Below are 18,780 nucleotides of genomic sequence, written 5' to 3'. Positions count from 1 at the left end.
TGCGTTCTATTAAGTAATTCTTTATACGCGGGGAGCCGAACGCTATTCGCCATGACAGCCATAGAATCCAGTTTTTTGAATCTGGCTTACCCTCCGCGGCTCGACCTGGGGCCGCAGCTCACCCACGAACAGCTTCTCAGCTCGATGCAGTCCACCATGGCGCGCCACAAGGGTGGGCCGGTCTGGCTGTTTGCCTACGGTTCGCTGATCTGGCGTCCTGAATGTTCGGCGGTCGAGCGCATGCGCGGGCGGGTGCATGGCTACCATCGCGGTCTGTACCTGTGGTCCCATGAACACCGTGGCACGCCGGAGAAGCCGGGGCTGGTCTTTGGCCTGGATCGTGGCGGTTCCTGCAGCGGCTTCGCCTACCGCTTGCCGCAAGAGCAGCTGGAAACCTCGCTGTATGCGCTGTGGCAGCGCGAGATGCCATACCCGTCCTATCGCCCGCACTGGCTCAACTGCCGCCTCGAAGACGGTAGCCGGGTTCAGGCCTTGGGGTTCGTTCTGGAGCGACACCTGCCCAGCTATGCCGGCAACCTGCCGGACCATGTGCTGAGCCAGGTATTCGAAAACGCCTGTGGGCGCTACGGCACCACTCGCGACTATGTCGAGCAGACCGTGCACGCCCTGCGTAGCCACGCCATGCCAGACCGTAATCTGGAGGCGCGGCTCAAGCGCTGTAAGTCAGCCACCCACTAGGCAATGGCTTCGCGACTCTGGCTGGCGACCTGTTTGTGCCACAAGGTCGGGGCCAGGAAGGCCATCGACAGCAGGCAGGCGCCTACCAGCAGGACAAAGCCGCCGTCCCAGCCGAAGTGGTCCACGGTGTAGCCCATTGCTGCGCTGGCCGCGACCGAACCACCCAAATAGCCGAACAGACCGGTGAAGCCCGCGGCGGTACCGGCGGCTTTCTTCGGCGCCAGTTCCAGGGCCTGCAGGCCGATCAGCATCACCGGGCCATAGATCAGGAAGCCGATGGAGAACAGCGCGATCATGTCGATGGTCGGGTTGCCGGCCGGGTTCAGCCAGTACACCAGGGTCGCCACGGTCACCAGGGCCATGAACACCATGCCGGTCAGGCCACGGTTGCCACGGAAGATCTTGTCCGACATCCAGCCGCACAGCAGCGTGCCCGGGATCCCCGCCCACTCGTAGAAGAAGTACGCCCACGAGGTTTTATCCACGGTGAAGTGCTTGGCTTCCTTGAGGTAGGTCGGCGCCCAGTCCAGTACGCCGTAGCGCAGCAGGTAGACGAAGACGTTGGCCATGGCGATGTACCAGAGCATTTTGTTGCGCAGCACGTATTTGACGAAGATTTCCTTGGCGCTGAATTCTTCTTCGTGGCTGGCGTCGTAGCCTTCGGGGTAGTCGTTCTTGTACTTCTCGATCGGCGGCAGGCCGACCGATTGCGGGGTGTCGCGCATGGTGACGAAGGCGAACAGCGCCACCATCAGGGCCACGGCGGCCGGGACGTAGAACGCCGCGTGCCAGTCGTTGAACCAGCCCATGCCGAGCAGGAACAGCGGGCCGATCAGGCCGCCGCCGACGTTGTGCGCCACGTTCCATACCGAAACCACGCCGCCGCGTTCCTTCTGCGACCACCAGTGCACCATGGTCCGTCCGCTTGGCGGCCAGCCCATGCCCTGGGCCCAGCCGTTGATGAACAGCAGGATGAACATCATGGTCACGCTGGACGTGGCCCAGGGTGCGAAACCGAAAATGAACATCACCCCGGCTGACACCAGCAGGCCGAAGGGCAGGAAGTAGCGCGGGTTGGAGCGGTCGGACACCAGGCCCATGAGGAACTTGGACAGGCCGTAGGCGATGGCGATCGCCGACATGGCCAGGCCCAGCTGACCGCGGGTGTAACCCTCTTCGATCAGGTACGGCATGGCCAGGGAGAAGTTCTTGCGCAGCAGGTAGTAGCCGGCGTAGCCGATGAAGATCCCGGCGAAGATCTGCCAGCGCAGGCGGCGGTAGGTACTGTCTATTTTTTCGTCAGGCAGGGGCGCCTGATGTGCGGCAGGTCGAAAGAAAGCAAACATTCAAGAGCTCCAAATTTCTTGTTTTGACTGCGGATGCGAATGTTACAGTTTCGTTACCGAAAATAGCACTGCATCTTATCTGGGAGCACGCAACGCAGGAGCATTTGCATGTTCTTTTACGAACATGTCGCTTAAAGATAAGTGGAGGACGTATCTGATGCTTCTGTGTAGGAGCGAGCTTGCTCGCGATGGCGATCCGACAGTCAGCAATGAAGTCGACTGTCACACCGCTATCGCGAGCAAGCTCGCTCCTACATAAAGAAAAGGGGAGGTTCAGCGAACCTGGACCACCACCTTGCCCACCGCCTTGCGCTGGCCAAGATCATTGATGGCGCTGGCGGCGTTGCTCAGCGGGTAGACCTGCGAGACCAGCGGTTTCAACTGGCCTTCGGCGAACCAGCCGAACAGCTGCTGGAAGTTCGCCGCGTTGTCCTGGGGCTGGCGCTGGGCGAACGAACCCCAGAACACGCCGATCACCGCGGCGCCCTTGAGCAGCGCCAGGTTGACCGGCAGCTCGGGAATGCGCCCGCTGGCGAAACCCACCACCAGCAGCCGGCCGTTCCAGGCGATGGCGCGGATGGCCTGGTCGAACAGGTCGCCGCCGACCGGGTCGTAGATCACATCGGCGCCCTGGCCGTCGGTCAGGCGCTTGATCTCGTCCTTCAGGCTGGTTTCGCTGTAGTTGATCAATTCGTCGGCGCCGGCGGCCTTGGCCACCGCGAGTTTCTCGGCGCTGCTGGCGGCGGCGATGACCCGGGCGCCCATGGCCTTGCCGATTTCCACCGCCGCCAGGCCGACACCGCCGGAAGCGCCGAGCACCAGCAGGGTTTCACCCGGCTGCAGGTTGCCGCGTTGCTTGAGGGCATGCATCGAGGTGCCGTAGGTCATGCTGAAGGCGGCGGCGGTGTTGAAGTCCATCGACGCTGGAATCGGCAGCACGTTGTAGCCCGGTACCGCTACTTCCTCGGCAAAGCTGCCCCAGCCGGTCAGCGCCATGACCCGGTCGCCGACCTTGAGGTGGCCGACCTTCTCGCCGACGGCGCCGACCACCCCCGCGGCCTCGCCACCGGGCGAGAACGGGAAGGGCGGCTTGAACTGGTATTTGCCCTCGATGATCAGCGTGTCCGGGAAGTTCACCCCGGCCGCGTGCACCTGCAGCAGGATCTCGTTCTTCTTCGGCACAGGACTCGCGACGTCTTCCAGCACCAGCGTTTCGGCGGGGCCGAAGGCTTTGCACAGCACGGCTTTCATCAGGGCTATTCCTTTGGGAGTGATGGCCGATAAGTGTAGGTGGGTGAATAACGCGGTCAACGAGCATGCCCCGGCCTGATAGCCAGCCATAAGCTTTGTGCTTGGGCACGGGCGCAGGGGCCTTTATGCTAGACCGTCTACCGGATAAGGAGCGAACTGTGAAAGCGTGGATCATGTTGATGCTGGCCCTGTCTCTGCCGATGGCAGCCATGGCCGAGGAAGCCAAAGAGGGCGAAGCACCGAAAGTCAGTTACATCAGCCTGAACCCGCCGTTCGTGGGCAACTACGGTCTGGATGGTGGCCCGAAGCTCAAGGTGTACAAGGCCGACGTCGCCCTGCGGGTGACCGGCGATGCCGCCGCCCAGGCGGTGAAGGCCAACGAGCCGTTGATCCGCAACCAGCTGGTGGCGCTGTTCGCCCAGCAGACCACGGAAACTATGAACAACGTCGAAGCCAAGGAAAAACTGCGTCAGGAAGCCCTGAAGCAGACCCAGCAGGTGATGAACGACGAAACCGGCAAGCCGGTGGTGGAAGACCTGCTGTTCAACAACCTGATCATCCAGTAATGCTGGATCTGTAGGAGCGAGCTTGCTCGCGATAGCGATATTGCAAGCTCCGCCGCACTTCAGCCTGGCGGCTGATCGCGAGCAAGCTCGCTCCTACAAGTTGGCACCCTGAGGCAACCTCAGGACGCCAGGCTCTTGCGGAACCGCGCCAAGGCGATGCCGAAGAACAGCAGGCCGATCACTGTCAGGGCCAGCAAGTCTGGCCAGACCACTTCAATGCCGGCGTCGCGAAACAGAATCGCGGCGCTGAGGCTGACGAAGTGGGTCGACGGCGAGCCCTGCATCACCCACTGCAGCCACTGGGGCATGCTGTCCAGCGGGGTACTGCCGCCCGATAGCAGCAACATCGGGATGATCACCGGAATCGCCAGCAAGCCGAATTGCGGGGTCGAACGCGCCAGCGTGGCGAGAAAGATCCCCAGCGCGGTGCTGGCGAACAGGTAAAGCCCGGTCACCGCGAGGAACAGCGCCAGCGAGCCGGCCAGCGGCACGCCCAGCACGCCCTTGACGATCACCTCCAGCGACATCCAGGTGCAGAGCACCACCACCAGCATGTTGCTCCAGATCTTCGCCAGCATGATTTCCAGGGCGGTCAGCGGCAGCACCAGCAGATGGTCGAGGGTGCCGTGCTCGCGTTCGCGCAGCAGCGCCGTGCCGGTCAGGACAATGGCCAGGATGGTGATGTTGTTGACGATCTGGATCACCGCGAGAAACCAGCCGCCCTGCAGATTGGTGTTGAACAGCGCGCGACTGGTCAACAGTGCCGGCATCCGGCTCGCCGGGTCGGCCTGGCTGTAGTTGAGCAGTTCGCGCTGGAAAATCCGCCCGATATAACCGGCGCCCATGAAGGCCTGGCTCATGGCCGTGGCGTCGACATTCACTTGCACGCTGGGTTGGCGCCCGGCCAGCAGATCGCTCTGGAAGTTGGCCGGCACGTTGATGACGAAGGTGAACTGGCCGCTGTCCAGGACCTGGTCCAACTGGTTGTAGGGCAACTGCACCGGGCTCTGGAATTCCGGCGGTTGCAGGGCCTCGGCCAGCTGGCGCGAGAGCTGGCTGTGGTCTTCGTCCACCAGCGCCACGCTGGCATTGTGCACGCCGATCACCGAACCGGCCGCCGGCATGTAGATGGCCACGGTGAAGGCGTACAGCAGAAACAGCAGCAACACGCTGTCGTGTCGCAGGCTGGTGAGCTCCTTGAGGCCCAGGCGCAGGATGTGGCTGAACCGGTGCATCAGGCCTCCTGTTTTTTCAGCATCGCCAGGCTCAACCCGGTGAACCCGAGGAAGAACCCGAACAGCGCCAGGCACTGCGGCCATAGCTGGCGCAGGTCCAGGGCCTTGGTGAAGGTGCCGACGGCAATGTCGAGGAAGTAACCGGCGGGGAACAGTTGCCCCATCAGCGCCGCGGCGCCGTCCAGCGACGAGCGCGGCACGATCAGCCCGGAGAACTGGATGGTCGGCAGGCTGGTGATGATCATGGTGCCGAGGATCGCCGCGATCTGGGTACGGGTGAACGCGGAAATCAGCAGGCCCAGGCTGGTGGTGGCGAGCACATACAGCAGGCCGCCGAAGGCCAGGGTCAGGCCGCTGCCCTTGAAGGGCACGCCGAACAGCCAACGGTTCATGGCCACCAGCAGCGCCAGGTTGATCAGGCTCAGGCCCAGGTAGGGCGCCTGTTTACCCAGGAGAAACTCCAGGCGCTTGAGTGGCGTGGCGTAGAAGTTGGTGATTGAGCCCAGCTCCTTCTCGCGCACGATGCCCAGCGCCGTGAGCATCGCCGGGATGAACGCCAGGATCAGCGCCATCACGCCAGGGCCGATGGCATTCACGCTGACCACGTCCTGGTTGTAGCGAAAGCGGGTTTCCAGGCGGGCCGCGGGGGCTCGCCCCAGGGCCGGGCTGCTGTGTTCGGCGAGCAATTCGATATTGGCCTGATGCACCGCCTCGACATAGTTGCGGCTGGTCTCGGCGCGAAACGGCATGCCGCCGTCGAGCCAGGCGGCCACCGCAGGCTGGCGCCCGGCGTACAGGTCGCGACCGAAACCGGGGGGAATCTCCAGGGCCAGCTTGATCTCCGAGCGTTGCAGGCGCCGATGCAGTTCGGCGGCGTCGCGGATCGGCTGCTGCTCCTTGAAGTAGCGGGAGCTGCGGAAGGCTTCCAGGTAAGCGCGGCTTTGCGGGGTCTGGTCCTGGTCGTAGACGGCGAAGGCGAGGTTTTCCACGTCCAGGGAAATGCCGTAGCCAAAGATCACCATCATGAACAGCGCCCCGAGCAGGGCGAACCCCAGGCGCACCCGGTCGCGCAACAGCTCCTTGCCTTCGCGGGTGGCCACGGCGATCAGGCGCGACAGGCGCAAGCGCCGACTGTCGCTGTGAATGGCGCTGCTGACTTCGGGCTGGGCGGTCGCCGGGGGAGCAGGTTCCGGCGCGCCCTGGGCGTCTTCCAGGCAGCGGACAAAAGCGGCTTCCAGGGTTTCGCCGGCGAACTGTTGCTGCAGGGCGGTCGGTGTATCGCAGGCCAATACCTTGCCGGCGTGCATCAGCGAGATGCGGTCGCAGCGCTGGGCTTCGTTCATGAAGTGGGTGGACAGGAAGATCGTTACCCCCTGTTCCCGCGACAGCTCGATCAACAGCCGCCAGAAGTCGTCGCGGGCCGCCGGGTCCACGCCCGAGGTCGGCTCGTCGAGAATCAACACTTCCGGGCGGTGCAGCACCGCCACCGCCAGGGACAGGCGTTGGCGCAAGCCCAGGGGCAGGGCGCCGGAGGGTTGATCGGCGATCTCCTGGAGAGTGAAGCGGCGGATCAGCTCTTCGATCCGCGGGCCGCTCTCGGCCTTGGGCAGGTCGAACAGCCGGGCGTGCAGCACCAGGTTCTGGCGCACGCTGAGTTCGCCGTACAGCGAAAAGCTCTGGGACATGAAACCCACGCGCTTGCGGGTGGCCAGGTCCCTGGCGTCCACCGGATTGCCCAGTAGCCTGGCGCTGCCTTCGGTGGCCGGCATCAGCCCGGTCAGGACCTTCATGGTGGTGGTCTTGCCGCAGCCGTTGGAGCCGAGAAAGCCGAAAATCTCGCCCCGGCCAATGGCGAAGCTGACCTTGTTCACGGCCGTGAAATCGCCGAAACGCAGGGTCAGCTCATGGGCTTCGATAGCAATTTGCTGGTTGTCCGTGGTTCTTGGCGGGATCACCAGCGGCTGGTTGCCGTGCCCGCTGTCGCCTTGAAAGTGGGTGAAGGCATCGTCGAGCTTGCCGCTGGGCGTGGCGATGGCCAGTTCCCGGCTCAAGCCCTGGGCAATCAGCCGGCCGCGGTCGAGCATCAGGCAGTGCTCGAACTGCTCGGCTTCCTCCATATAGGCGGTGGCCACCAGCAGCGTCAGTTGCGGGCGCTGGCGGCGAACCTCGTCCACCAGTTCCCAGAAGCGCCGGCGGGACAGCGGATCGACGCCCGTGGTGGGTTCGTCGAGGATCAGCAGGTCTGGCTCATGGATCAATGCGCAGCACAGCCCGAGCTTCTGCTTCATCCCGCCGGACAGCTTGCCCGCGGGCCGTTCGGCGAAACGCAGCAGGTCGGTGGCCAGCAACAGGTTGTGCATGCGCTGTTCGCATTCGCTTTTCGACAGGCCGAACAGGGTGGCGAAGAAGCGAATGTTTTCCTCGATCGACAGCTCGGGATACAGGTTGCCGCCCAGGCCCTGGGGCATGAAGGCAATCCGCGCGTACAGGCTGTTGCGATGGCGGCGTTGTTCGATGGAGCCGCCGAGCACCTGCAGTTGGCCCTGCTGCAGCTTCTTCACCCCGGCGATCAAGCCCAGCAGGCTCGACTTGCCGGCGCCATCCGGGCCGATCAATCCGCAGCGGGTACCGCCGGGCAGGCTGAAGGCGAGGTCGACCAGGGCCTGCTGCGAGCCATAGCGATGATTGATGCCCGTGGCCTGCAGCGCCAGTTCGTTCATTGCAGGTTGGCCGGCCAGGCCACGGTCGCGGTGCGCACGTAACCGGCGCCGGGCATGCCCGGCTTGGCCTGCGGTACGGCGCTGGGTTGGGTCAGCCGCAGCTTGACGCGGAACACCAGTTTTTGGCGCTCATCGCGGGTTTCCACTTCCTTGGGGGTGAACTGGGACTTGGCCGCGACGAAGCTGATCTTCGCCGGCAGCGGCTGATCGGGCAGGGCGTCGAGCAGGATCCGCGCCTCGCTGCCGACAGCCAGGCGCCCGGTCACCGAGGCGGACAGGTAGAGGTTCATGTACTGGTCGCTCGGGTCGATCAGCAGCAACACCCGGCCGCCGGCGCCCAGCACCTCGCCCGGTTCGGCCAGGCGCAGCTGGATGATGCCGTCGATGGGCGCGCGCAGGCTGCTGTCGTCGATCTCGCTGGTCAGCTGGGCGACCATGGCCTTGGCCGAGCCAATGGCGGCGCGCACCGCGGCGACCTGGGCCTGGGCTGCCTGGACGGCGGCGTTGCCGGTGTTCAGGCGCGCCTGCTGCTGGTCGATGATCTGCTGGCTGGCGTAACCACGGTTGAACAGTTCCCGGGAACGCTTGAGTTCCTGGTTGGCCAGCAGCAGTTCGCTCTGACGCAGCTGCACATTGGCTTCGGCCGCCGCGAGGTTTTCCCGGGTGCGCACCACGTCGGCCTCGGCCTGGGCGCGCTGGGCCTCCAGGGTGCGGGTGTCCATGCGGGCCAGCAGCTGGTCCTTGGACACTCTGTCGCCTTCGTCGACGAGCACTTCGGCCAGGCGTCCGGGCGTCTTGCTGGCGATCTGCACCTCTGTGGCTTCAAGCCGGCCGTTGCCCATGCTCAGGCCCTCGGGCAGGCGGTCCAGGGTGGACTTCCAGTAACCAAAGCCGCCCGCGATCAGCAGCAATGCCAGCAAGGCGAAGGCAAAAAGGCGGGAGGAACGGTGATTCGTCGGCATTGGGGGGGCATCCCTGCGGCAGTAGCGTCCTAGTCTGGCGGTTCAAGCCGTTGGGCGACTTGATGTCCGTCAAATGAACGGGCAAGCCTAGTACGTTGTGCGCGGGATGCCTGCCTGAGTATCGCTTGCGGCCTGTTCAGCGCAGCGCGAGCACCGCCGCCCACTGTTCGGCGGTCACTGGCATCACGGACAGCCGGCTGCCTTTCTGCACCAGGGGCAGTTCGGCGAGGGCGGTTTGCTGCTTCAGATAATCCAGGCGCAGAACCTTGGGGAAGGTTTCGACATGGGCGACGTCGACGGCGCTCCAGGCATTTTTCTCGGCACTGGCCTTGGGATCGAAATGCGGGTTTTCCGGTTCCAGGGCGGTCGGGTCGGGGTAGGCGGCCTCGATGATTTGGCCGATCCCGGCGATGCCCGGTTCGGGACAGCTGGAGTGATAAAAGAAGAATTGGTCACCCACCGCCATGCTGCGCAGGAAGTTTCGCGCCTGGTAGTTGCGTACGCCGTCCCAGCGCGCCTGTTTCTTGAGCGCCAGGCCCTCGATCGAGAGTTCTTCCGGTTCGGATTTCATCAGCCAATAGGCCATTTTCTGTGCTCTCCAGAGGGGCGTGGGCAAGTTGTCGGGCAATTTTATGACAAACCGACAGTCGGTTGACGCCAGCATTTGCGTGTCGGTTCACGTTATCGCAGAATGCCGGGATTTTAAGCTTGACGCTGCTGCACGGCCTGTTATGGAAACCGTCGCTGTCATCGTGTGGGATTTGCCTGAGGGGGGCAATCGATGCAACGCAAACCGGATTTACTATGGATTTTGGTTATTTTGTTCGGTTTGGGCGTAGTGACAACCGGTTATGCGCAGAGCCTGTGGGCCAACAAGACCGACGCACCGGTCGAGCTCGCGCAACAGCAGCAGCCTTACAAGCGTTGATTCCTTCCAAGGCGCCGCTCTCTCCTGGTGGCGCCTATTTCGCGAAATACCATTTCTTGTCAGTCACGGTTCCTTGCAGCGGTACATCCCAGCTCGCCTGATCCAGTTTCGCGACTTTCTGACATTCGTGGGCCAGCCCCAGTAGCGTCGGCTTGCGCCAGCTTTTGCGCCGCGCCAGATAGGCCAGGCTGCGATCATAGAAACCACCGCCCATTCCCAGGCGTCCGCCCGCCTCATCGAAGCCGACCAGCGGCAACAGCACCAGATCCAGGGCCCAGACCTTGCGTTGCCGGGCCAGACTCACCTGTGGCTCGGGAATGCGGAAGCGGTTGGGGCGCAGCTTTTCGCCGGGGCGAACGCGCTGAAACACCATCTTGGTCCGTGGCCAGGCGCTGAGCACCGGCAGATAAGTCGCCTTGCCCCGGCGTTGCGCGGCCAGCAGCAGCGGGCGCGGGTCGATTTCACCGTCCATGGGCAGGTAAAGGGAGATGTGTTTGGCTCGGCGGAACAGCGGATGCTGCGCCAGTTGTCGATACAGCCCACGAGAGGCCTGGCGTTGTTCGCTGGCGGTGAGGGCGCGGCGGGCTTTGCGCAGTATGCGTCGAAGTTGCGGGCGGGAAAGCGGCGCCGGTTCGGTCATGGTCGCTCGGGTCCGGGTCGGGTACGGCAGGACAGCGTACCAAATAACCCCTGATCGAAAAAAACGGAGCCGAAAAAGCGGAGCCCCAAAAAAACAATGCCAGCTATTTGCATAGCTGGCATTGGCATGGAATTCAGGCTCCCCGGATGAACCGCTGTCGACTTAGCCCTTGAACCCGAAAGTTCAAGGCGGAAGATGCAGTAGGCGTTAAGGCTTTCCGTCTAGCGGACATGCACACCGGCCCAACGTGCAACTTCCAGGGTAGTGCGAATCGGCTCAGGGACATCGCCAACTGGCAAGCACCCCAGGGAGTGGTGGGGATTATACCGCAACCACCCTCAGGAATCAGCCTTGGTTGTATCGGTGTCGGTGGCGAGCACCAGATCCACGCGCTCGAGCAGGTCGCGCACCTGTTCGCGGGTCGAACCGCTGGCTTGCACGTCAGGGCGGTCCTGCTTGTGCAGCAGATCGTGGGTGATATTGAGGGCGGCCATCACCGCGATACGATCGGCGCCAATGACTTTGCCGCTGCTGCGGATCTCGCGCATCTTGCCATCCAGGTACCGGGCGGCGCTCACCAGATTGCTACGCTCTTCCTGGGGGCAGATGATCGAGTACTCTTTGTCGAGGATCTGCACGGTAACGCTATTGCTTGAACTCATGAGTCTTGCTCCAGGGCCTTGAGGCGCGAAATCATCGATTCGACCTTACGCCGGGCGATTTCGTTTTTTTCAATGAGGTGCGCGCGTTCCTCGCGCCAAGTCTTTTCCTGAGCTAATAAGAGTGCGTTTTGACTCTTTAGTTGCTCGACCCGGCCAATTAGCAGTTCGAGTCTAGCCATCAGCGCTTGCAGATCGGTGTCTTCCATTGGATCCCACTGGATTTGTCTGATGAGTGGCAACTGCCTGGGCAAACGAGTTGACGGCCTCGATGGTCTTGGCGCGTCTGCCGATGCTAGGATACAAGGCCTCCATTCTAGACATTGCGCCGCTTGGCGCCTAGCTGCCCATGCCCATTCAGAATTCCCCGTACAACGCCTTCGCCACCCTGCTCAGCAGCAGCGGTCACCCTGTCTCGCCCGCCGAATTGCATGGCCTGTTGCTGGGTCGCAGTTGCGCCGGCGCCGGCTTCGAAGTCGACGGCTGGCTGATCGACGCCGCCGAGCTGCTCGAAGGCGAGCCGCAGGACAATGTTCGCAACGCCTTGATCGGCCTGCAGGAAATGGTCAAGGGCGAGCTGACCAGCGATGACATGACTGTCGTCCTGCTGCTGCCCACCGACGACGCCCCGCTGGCCGAGCGCGCCGCGGCCCTGGGGCAGTGGTGCCAGGGTTTCCTCACCGGCTTTGGCCTGAACTCCCGCGACAGCAGTGCCCTGAGCACCGAGGCCACGGAAGTGCTGCAGGACCTGGCGGCGATCGCCCAGGTACAGGACGCGCTGGAAGAGTCCGACGACGGCGAAAGCGACTACATGGAAGTGATGGAATACCTGCGGGTCGCCCCGCTGCTGCTGTTCACCGAGACCAACAAGACGGTTGAACCGGCCGCCAAGCCTTCTCTGCACTGATCGCTCGATAGGGAAATCCGTCTGCCCATGATCCATATCCCGAAATCGGAATACACCCGCCGCCGCAAGGCGCTCATGGCGCAGATGGAACCCAACAGCATCGCGATCCTGCCGGCTGCCGCGGTGGCGATCCGCAACCGCGACGTCGAGCATGTCTACCGCCAGGACAGCGATTTCCAGTACCTAAGCGGTTTCCCGGAACCCCAGGCGGTGATCGTGCTGATGCCCGGTCGCGAGCATGGCGAGTACATCCTGTTCTGCCGTGAGCGTAATGCCGAGCGCGAACTCTGGGATGGCCTGCGGGCTGGCCAGGAGGGCGCGATCCGCGATTACGGCGCCGACGATGCCTTCCCCATTACCGACATCGACGACATCCTGCCGGGCCTTATCGAAGGCCGCGACCGGGTGTATTCGGCCATGGGCAGCAACCCCGAGTTCGATCGCCACCTGATGGAATGGATCAACGTGATCCGCTCCAAGGCGCACCTGGGCGCCCAGCCGCCGAACGAATTCGTTGCCCTGGATCATCTGCTGCACGACATGCGCCTGTATAAATCGGCGGCGGAAGTGAAGGTGATGCGCGAGGCCGCGCGGATTTCCGCCCAGGCCCATATCCGGGCCATGCAGGCCAGCCGTGCCGGCCTGTACGAGTTCAGCCTGGAAGCCGAGCTGGACTACGAGTTCCGCCGGGGCGGGGCGAAGATGCCGGCCTACGGTTCGATCGTCGCCGCCGGGCGCAACAGCTGCATCCTGCATTACCAGCAGAACGACGCGTTGCTCAAGGACGGCGACCTGGTGCTGATCGACGCCGGTTGCGAGATCGATTGTTATGCCAGCGATATCACCCGCACCTGGCCGGTGAACGGCAAGTTCTCCGCCGAGCAGAAGGCGATCTACGAGCTGGTGCTGGCCTCCCAGGAAGCCGCCTTTGCCGAGATCGCGCCGAACAAGCACTGGAACCAGGCCCATGAAGCGACCGTCAGGGTGATCACCACCGGGCTGGTCAAGCTGGGTCTGCTCGAAGGCGAGGTGGACGAGTTGATCGCCAGCGAAGCCTACAAGGCGTTTTACATGCACCGCGCCGGCCACTGGCTGGGCATGGATGTGCATGACGTCGGCGAGTACAAGGTCGGCGGCGAATGGCGGGTGCTGGAAGTCGGCATGGCCCTGACGGTCGAGCCGGGCATCTACATCGCGCCGGACAATCAGAACGTGGCGAAGAAATGGCGCGGCATTGGCGTGCGCATCGAGGATGACGTGGTGGTAACCAAGCAAGGCTGTGAAATTCTCACCGGTGGCGTGCCCAAGACCGTGGCCGAGATCGAGGCCCTGATGGCCGCCGCCCGGAGCTGCGCAGCATGAACCGGGTCAATCTGGCGATCATCGGTGGTGGCCTGGTCGGTGCCAGCCTGGCCCTGGCCTTGCAGGCCGGCGCCAAGGAGCGCGGCTGGAAGATCGTGCTGATCGAGCCGTTCGCTCCGGGCGATACCTATCAGCCCAGCTACGATGCGCGCTCTTCGGCGCTGTCGTTCGGCGCGCGGCAGATCTATCAACGGCTGGGTGTGTGGCAGGAAATCTCCCGCCGCGCCGAGCCGATCAAACAGATCCATGTCTCCGACCGTGGGCGGTTTTCCACCGCGCGGCTGTCGGCCATGGAGGAGGGCGTTCCCGCCCTGGGTTATGTGGTGGAAAACGCCTGGCTCGGCCAATGCCTGTGGCAGGGGCTGGACAAGGACGTGGTGAGCTGGCGCTGCCCGGCCGAAGTCACGCGCATGGAGCCGCTGGAAGATGGCTACCGCCTGACTCTCAACGATGAAACCAGCCTGGATTGCGAGCTGGCGGTGCTGGCCGACGGCGGTCGCTCGGGGCTGCGCGAGCAACTGGGGATCGGGGTGAAAAAGCGCCCCTACAACCAGAGCGCGCTGATTGCCAATATCACCCCGAGCGAAGCCCATAACGGCATGGCCTTCGAGCGCTTCACCGACGACGGCCCGATGGCCCTGCTGCCGCTGCCGGATAACCGCTGCGCACTGGTCTGGACCCGCCTGGGCATGGACGCGCAGCGCCTGGCCGCGCTGGACGAACGCAGCTTCCTCAGCGAACTGCAGGGGGTATTCGGTTATCGCCTGGGCACCCTGAAACAGGTCGGCGCGCGGCATCTTTACCCGCTGGCGCTGGTGGAGGCCGAGGAGCAGGTGCGCCCTCACCTGGTGGTGCTGGGCAACGCCGCCCATAGCCTGCACCCGATTGCCGGGCAGGGTTTCAACCTGTCGTTGCGCGACGCCCAGGCGCTGGCCGATGCCTTGCTGGTCAGCCCGACGCCGCCGGGCGATTTCAGTATCTTGCAGGCCTACCGTGAGCGGCAGCGTCTGGACCAGGACCTGACCGTGGGCTTCTCCGACCAGGTCACCCGGCTGTTCGGCAGCAAGCTGCCGCTGGTGTCCCTGGGGCGCAATATCGGGCTGCTGGGCCTGGATCTGCTGCCACCGGCCAAACGCTGGTTCGCGCGGCAAGCCATGGGCCTGGGTACCCGTCCCGATGCGTGAGTGGTTGAGCCCGCGACCGGGCATGGAAATCCAGCACAGTGTCGGCAGCCAGGTAGCGCGGTTCGACAAAACCCTTTACGTGCGGCTCAAGCCGCAAGCGAGACAGGCTTAAAGCATGGAAATGCGTGCAGATCTGCTGATTGTCGGGGCCGGAATGGTCGGGAGCGCCCTGGCGCTGGCGTTGCAGGACAGCGGCCTGGAAGTGCTGCTGCTCGATGGCAGCCCGCTGAAGGTCAAGCCCTTCGACGACGAAGCACCGTTCGAGCCGCGGGTAAGCGCATTGTCGGCGGCCAGCCAGCGGATTCTCGAGCGCCTGGGTGTCTGGGAAGGGGTGACCCGGCGGCGCAGCAGCCCGTATGCCGAGATGCAGGTCTGGGATGGCAGCGGCACCGGGCAGATTCACTTCTCGGCCGCCAGCGTGCATGCCGAGGCGCTGGGCCACATCGTGGAAAACCGCGTGGTCCAGGACGCGCTGCTGGAGCGCCTGCACAACTGCGACATCGGTCTGTTGGCCAACGCCCGCCTGGAGCAGATGCGCCGTTCCGGCGACGACTGGCTGCTGACCCTGGCCGATGGCCGCAGCCTGCGCGCACCGCTGGTAATCGCCGCCGACGGCGCCAATTCGGCGGTGCGGCGCCTGACCGGCTGCGCTACCCGCGAATGGGATTACCTGCATCACGCCATCGTTACCAGCGTGCGTTGCGCCGAGTCGCACCAGAGGACCGCCTGGCAGCGTTTCACCGACAACGGCCCGCTGGCGTTCCTGCCGCTGGAGCGCGACGGTCAGCACGATTGGTGTTCGATCGTCTGGTCGACCACGCCCAGCGAGGCCGAACGCCTGATGGCGCTGGACGACAGCGACTTCTGCCGTGAGCTGGAACGCGCCTTCGAAGGTCGTCTGGGCGCGGTGTTGAGCGCCGATCCGCGACTCTGCGTGCCTTTGCGTCAGCGTCATGCCAAGCGTTACGTGGCAGAGGGCCTGGCCCTGATCGGCGACGCGGCCCATACCATCCATCCGCTGGCCGGGCAGGGGGTCAACCTGGGCTTCCTCGATGCCGCGGTGCTGGCCGAGGTGTTGCTGCAGGCGGCCAGCCGTGGCGAACGCCTGGCCGACACCAAGGTGCTCAGCCGTTACGAGCGGCGGCGCATGCCGCACAACCTGGCGTTGATGGCGGCGATGGAAGGCTTCGAACGGCTGTTCCAGGCCGATCCGCTGCCGCTGCGCTGGTTGCGTAATACCGGGCTGAAAATGGTCGACCAGATGCCCGAGGCCAAGGCGCTGTTCGTGCGCCAGGCGTTGGGCCTCAGCGGGGATCTGCCGGAACTGGCCAAGGCCTGACCGTTATCGCGAGTAGTCGAACCGCTCAACCGGCGGCTCTCGCAGGGGCCGCGCGGACATGTGTGGGCGCGCGTCTGCTCTGAACCGACGTTGGCGATGCATCAGCAACATCTCGTAACGCCTCGCCCTCCGGTTCAGTTTGAGAAGCTAAATAGTAGTCCTTATCATTTACTCCCCTTTGATTTCGAGAGACCGCTCCCATGTTGGCACCGAAGCGTCTACTGACCGCCCTGGCCCTCACCCTCATTGGCGGCACTGTCCAGGCAGCCGACGAAGTGGTGGTCTACTCCTCGCGTATCGACGAACTGATCAAGCCGGTCTTCGATCTCTACACCCAGAAAACCGGGGTCCAGGTGAAGTTCATCACCGACAAGGAAGCGCCGCTGATGCAGCGGATCAAGGCCGAGGGCGAGAACGCCACCGCCGACCTGCTGCTCACCGTCGATGCCGGCAACCTGTGGCAAGCCGAGCAGATGGGCATCCTGCAGCCGTTCACCTCCAAGGTGATCGACACCAACATCCCCCTGCAATACCGCGCCGCCTCGCACGCCTGGACCGGCCTGAGCCTGCGGGCACGGACCATCGCCTACTCCACCGCGCGGGTGAAACCGTCCGAACTGACCACCTACGAAGCCCTGGCTGACAAGCAGTGGGAAGGCCGCCTGTGCCTGCGCACGGCGAAGAAGGTCTACAACCAGTCGCTGACCGCGACCCTGATCGAAACCCACGGCGCGGCGAAAACCGAAGAAATCGTCAAGGGCTGGGTCAACAACCTGTCCACCGACGTGTTCTCCGACGACGTTGCGGTGCTCGAGGCGATCAGCGCCGGCCAGTGCGACGTGGGCATCGTCAACACCTACTACTACGGTCGTCTGCACAAGCAGAAGCCGGATCTGCCGGTCAAACTGTTCTGGCCGAACCAGGGTGACCGCGGCGTGCACGTCAACCTGTCGGGCATCGGCCTGACCAAGCACGCACCGCACCCGGAAGCCGCCAAGGCCCTGGTGGAATGGATGACCACCGAGGAAGCGCAGAAGATCTTCGCCGACGTGAACCAGGAATTCCCGGCCAACCCGAGCGTGCCGCCGTCCGCTGAAGTGGCCGCCTGGGGCAAGTTCGTGGCCGACACCCTGCCGGTGGAAGTCGCCGGCAAGCGCCAGGCCGAGGCCATTCGCCTGATGGACCGTGCTGGCTGGAACTGATCCGCTGGTTATACTGCGCCCCGCCTTTGCGGGGCGTTTTGTTTAACCGGTTCGTAATTGCCTTTTATTGATCCATCTCGTTCGAGAGTCTTTCGTGGCCCATCCCGCCCAACGTCGCTGGTACCCGCTGGTTTTTGCCGTCGCCGCCCTGGTGCTGCTGCCGCTGAGCGTGCTGCTGCTGTCGTGGCAGGTGATCGACCAGCAGATCTGGTCGCACCTGTGGGAGACCCAGATGCCGCGCCTGCTGGGCAACACCCTGACCCTGGTGCTGGGCGTCGGTGTCGGCGTGACGCTGCTGGGGGTGAGCCTGGCCTGGCTGACCAGCCTCTGCGAGTTTCCCGGAAGGCGCTGGCTGGACTGGGCGCTAATGCTGCCCTTTGCGATTCCGGCCTATGTGCTGGCCTTTGTCTTCGTCGGCCTGCTGGACTTTTCCGGCCCGGTGCAGACCCTGCTGCGCGAATGGTTCGGCACGGGCCTGCGCCTGCCGCGGGTGCGCTCCACCGGCGGGGTGATCCTGGTCCTGGTGCTGGTGTTCTATCCCTATGTGTACCTGCTGGCGCGCACCGCGTTCCTGGCCCAGGGCAAAGGCCTGATGGAAGCCGCGCGCGTGCTTGGGCAGACGCCCTGGCAGGCGTTCTGGCGCGTGGCCCTGCCCATGGCGCGGCCGGCCATCGGTGCCGGTGTGGCCCTGGCGCTGATGGAAACCCTGGCCGATTTCGGCGCGGTGGCGGTGTTCAACTTCGACACCTTCACCACCGCCATCTACAAGACCTGGTATGGCTTCTTCAGCCTGTCCAGCGCCGCGCAGCTGGCCAGCCTGTTGCTGCTGGCGGTGATGCTGGTGCTGTACGGCGAGCGTCGCGCCCGTGGCGCCAGTCGCTCCGGCAACGAGCGGCCGCGGGGCAAGGCGCTGTACCACCTGCATGGCATCAAGGCCTTGGCGGCCACCAGTTGGTGCGCGTTGGTGTTTGCCTGCGCCTTTGTCATCCCAGTGCTGCAACTGGTGGTGTGGTTCTGGCAGCGTGGCCGTTTCGACCTCGACGAGCGTTATGCCGGGCTGATCCTGCACACCCTGTACCTGGGTGCCATGGCGGCCCTGATCACGGTCAGCGTGGCCCTGCTGCTGGCGTTCGCCCGACGGCTGGCGCCGACCCGGGCGATCCGCTCCGGCGTCAGCCTGGCCAACCTGGGGTATGCCTTGCCGGGCTCGGTGCTGGCGGTGTCGATCATGCTGGCCTTCAGTTATCTGGACCGCGAGCTGGTGATCCCGCTGTCGGGCTGGCTGGGTGGGGCGGGCAAGCCGTTGCTGCTGGGCAGCCTGGCGGCGTTGCTGCTGGCCTATCTGGTGCGGTTTATCGCAGTGGCCTACGGGCCGCTGGAAAGCAGCCTGGCGCGGATCCGCCCGTCGTTGCCGGAAGCGGCGCGCAGCCTGGGGGTCAGCGGACCGCGACTGTTTTTCAAAGTGTATCTGCCGCTGTTGCTGCCCGGCACCCTGAGCGCGGCGCTGCTGGTGTTCGTCGATGTGCTCAAGGAAATGCCCGCCACCTTGCTGATGCGCCCGTTCGGCTGGGACACGCTGGCGGTGCGGATCTTCGAGATGACCAGCGAGGGCGAGTGGGCGCGTGCCGCGTTGCCGGCCCTGACCCTGGTCCTGGTGGGATTGCTGCCGGTGATCGGACTGATCCGACGCTCCGCTCATCGAATCGGTTAGGTGCCAGTGTCACACCTTGCGGCTACAATGCGCGGCATTCGGTGTGGTCGATCTTTCTGATCGGGTCTT

General features: G+C 64.2%; 18 protein-coding genes and 1 other RNA gene. 9 read left to right on the top strand and 10 right to left on the bottom strand.

Features of this window, described 5'->3' with window-relative positions; genetic code table 11:
- The first annotated feature begins 51 nt into the window (after positions 1–51).
- The gene (locus tag J4E58_RS27305; RefSeq protein WP_007926730.1) at positions 52–699 is read left to right on the top strand and encodes a gamma-glutamylcyclotransferase; all 648 of its coding nucleotides are present in this window, start codon (positions 52–54) and stop codon (positions 697–699) included.
- Here the strand turns inward: J4E58_RS27305 and glpT are convergent.
- Positions 696–2,045: a glycerol-3-phosphate transporter gene (gene glpT / locus J4E58_RS27300; RefSeq protein ID WP_007926732.1), complete on the bottom strand. Its 1,350-nt coding sequence runs from the start codon at positions 2,043–2,045 to the stop codon at positions 696–698. The two genes, J4E58_RS27305 and glpT, sit on opposite strands and share 4 nt — an antisense overlap.
- A gap of 273 nt (positions 2,046–2,318) precedes the next feature.
- Positions 2,319–3,296, bottom strand: coding sequence for an NADPH:quinone oxidoreductase family protein (locus J4E58_RS27295; protein WP_087092509.1), 978 nt, complete (start codon positions 3,294–3,296; stop codon positions 2,319–2,321).
- Positions 3,297–3,454: 158 nt separating this feature from the next.
- On the opposite strand from J4E58_RS27295, the gene J4E58_RS27290 reads away from it, so the two are divergent.
- The gene (locus J4E58_RS27290) at positions 3,455–3,862 is read left to right on the top strand and encodes a flagellar basal body-associated protein FliL (RefSeq protein WP_007926735.1); all 408 of its coding nucleotides are present in this window, start codon (positions 3,455–3,457) and stop codon (positions 3,860–3,862) included.
- A gap of 119 nt (positions 3,863–3,981) precedes the next feature.
- On the opposite strand, the gene J4E58_RS27285 is transcribed toward J4E58_RS27290, so the two are convergent.
- The 4 genes from J4E58_RS27285 to J4E58_RS27270 form a co-directional block, all read right to left on the bottom strand.
- A complete protein-coding gene (locus J4E58_RS27285; protein WP_087092508.1) occupies positions 3,982–5,097 on the bottom strand; it encodes an ABC transporter permease in 1,116 nt (371 codons plus the stop codon).
- A complete protein-coding gene (gene rbbA, locus J4E58_RS27280) occupies positions 5,097–7,817 on the bottom strand; it encodes a ribosome-associated ATPase/putative transporter RbbA (RefSeq protein ID WP_087092507.1) in 2,721 nt (906 codons plus the stop codon). The genes J4E58_RS27285 and rbbA overlap by 1 nt, the downstream gene beginning before the upstream one ends.
- Positions 7,814–8,779, bottom strand: coding sequence for an HlyD family secretion protein (locus J4E58_RS27275; RefSeq protein WP_053263056.1), 966 nt, complete (start codon positions 8,777–8,779; stop codon positions 7,814–7,816). The genes rbbA and J4E58_RS27275 overlap by 4 nt, the downstream gene beginning before the upstream one ends.
- 136 nt (positions 8,780–8,915) lie before the next feature.
- Positions 8,916–9,365: an EVE domain-containing protein gene (locus tag J4E58_RS27270; protein ID WP_087092506.1), complete on the bottom strand. Its 450-nt coding sequence runs from the start codon at positions 9,363–9,365 to the stop codon at positions 8,916–8,918.
- Between the two features lie 195 nt (positions 9,366–9,560).
- On the opposite strand from J4E58_RS27270, the gene J4E58_RS27265 reads away from it, so the two are divergent.
- Positions 9,561–9,707: a hypothetical protein gene (locus tag J4E58_RS27265; protein ID WP_007926740.1), complete on the top strand. Its 147-nt coding sequence runs from the start codon at positions 9,561–9,563 to the stop codon at positions 9,705–9,707.
- A gap of 34 nt (positions 9,708–9,741) precedes the next feature.
- Here the strand turns inward: J4E58_RS27265 and J4E58_RS27260 are convergent, their stop codons facing one another.
- The 4 genes from J4E58_RS27260 to J4E58_RS27245 form a co-directional block, all read right to left on the bottom strand.
- Positions 9,742–10,347, bottom strand: coding sequence for a 5-formyltetrahydrofolate cyclo-ligase (locus tag J4E58_RS27260; protein WP_087092505.1), 606 nt, complete (start codon positions 10,345–10,347; stop codon positions 9,742–9,744).
- A 135-nt stretch (positions 10,348–10,482) separates the two neighbouring features.
- A non-coding RNA gene (gene ssrS / locus J4E58_RS27255) (6S RNA) lies at positions 10,483–10,661 on the bottom strand.
- Positions 10,662–10,685: 24 nt separating this feature from the next.
- On the bottom strand, positions 10,686–11,009 hold the full coding sequence (locus J4E58_RS27250) for a cell division protein ZapA (RefSeq protein ID WP_007926742.1): 324 nt from the start codon (positions 11,007–11,009) through the stop codon (positions 10,686–10,688).
- Positions 11,006–11,215, bottom strand: a complete 210-nt coding sequence (locus J4E58_RS27245; RefSeq protein WP_007911197.1) for a TIGR02449 family protein — start codon at positions 11,213–11,215, stop codon at positions 11,006–11,008. The genes J4E58_RS27250 and J4E58_RS27245 overlap by 4 nt, the downstream gene beginning before the upstream one ends.
- 140 nt (positions 11,216–11,355) lie before the next feature.
- On the opposite strand from J4E58_RS27245, the gene J4E58_RS27240 reads away from it, so the two are divergent.
- The 6 genes from J4E58_RS27240 to J4E58_RS27215 all read left to right on the top strand — a co-directional run bounded on the left by J4E58_RS27240 (position 11,356) and on the right by J4E58_RS27215 (position 18,711).
- Entirely contained in the window at positions 11,356–11,913 is a 558-nt protein-coding gene (locus tag J4E58_RS27240) for a YecA family protein (protein WP_007926743.1), read from the top strand.
- A 27-nt stretch (positions 11,914–11,940) separates the two neighbouring features.
- On the top strand, positions 11,941–13,275 hold the full coding sequence (gene pepP, locus J4E58_RS27235) for a Xaa-Pro aminopeptidase (protein WP_087092504.1): 1,335 nt from the start codon (positions 11,941–11,943) through the stop codon (positions 13,273–13,275).
- Positions 13,272–14,459 (top strand): 2-octaprenyl-6-methoxyphenyl hydroxylase, encoded by a 1,188-nt coding sequence (gene ubiH / locus J4E58_RS27230; RefSeq protein WP_007926748.1) that lies wholly within the window; start codon positions 13,272–13,274, stop codon positions 14,457–14,459. The genes pepP and ubiH overlap by 4 nt, the downstream gene beginning before the upstream one ends.
- A 121-nt stretch (positions 14,460–14,580) precedes the next feature.
- The gene (locus J4E58_RS27225) at positions 14,581–15,798 is read left to right on the top strand and encodes a 2-octaprenyl-3-methyl-6-methoxy-1,4-benzoquinol hydroxylase (RefSeq protein WP_172963058.1); all 1,218 of its coding nucleotides are present in this window, start codon (positions 14,581–14,583) and stop codon (positions 15,796–15,798) included.
- Between the two features lie 200 nt (positions 15,799–15,998).
- Entirely contained in the window at positions 15,999–17,000 is a 1,002-nt protein-coding gene (locus tag J4E58_RS27220) for an extracellular solute-binding protein (RefSeq protein ID WP_053263050.1), read from the top strand.
- A 94-nt stretch (positions 17,001–17,094) separates the two neighbouring features.
- Positions 17,095–18,711, top strand: coding sequence for an iron ABC transporter permease (locus tag J4E58_RS27215; RefSeq protein ID WP_007926754.1), 1,617 nt, complete (start codon positions 17,095–17,097; stop codon positions 18,709–18,711).
- Positions 18,712–18,780: the final 69 nt, after the last annotated feature.

Origin of the sequence: Pseudomonas sp. FW305-25 (genome assembly GCF_017351415.1) — a bacterium.
Classification (GTDB): Bacteria; Pseudomonadota; Gammaproteobacteria; order Pseudomonadales; family Pseudomonadaceae; genus Aquipseudomonas; species Aquipseudomonas chlororaphis.
Note: the sequence above shows the minus strand (reverse complement) of the source record. Positions and strands in the feature narration are given on the sequence as shown.